The sequence below is a fragment of the Lyngbya sp. CCY1209 genome (assembly GCF_055795065.1).
In genome coordinates, this window is record NZ_JAYFER010000082.1 from 1 (window position 1) to 232 (window position 232).

The 232-nt window shown below is 60.3% G+C and carries 1 protein-coding gene; it reads right to left on the reverse strand.

From position 1 onward, the window contains the following. Window positions 1-232, reverse strand: a 232-nt coding sequence (locus AC0QHF_RS00435; RefSeq protein WP_324702219.1) for a S8 family serine peptidase, incomplete at both ends; no start/stop codon positions are given.

The following is a 232-nucleotide window of genomic DNA, read 5'->3' on the forward strand; positions in this document are numbered from 1 at the left end:
TAGGCGAAATCGTAGCCGTGGACGTCATCGACGTAGCCGTTGCCGTCGTTGTCGATGCCGTCTCCCGGGGTTTCTCCGGGATTGGTCCACATATTATTCGCCAAATCGGGGTGATTGTAATCCACACCCGTATCGATGACGCCGACGACCACATCATTGCCGGTTTGCACGTCCCAGGCTTCGGGGGCGTCGATGTCCGCGTCGGGGGTGCCCCCGGTCTGTCCGGTGTTGT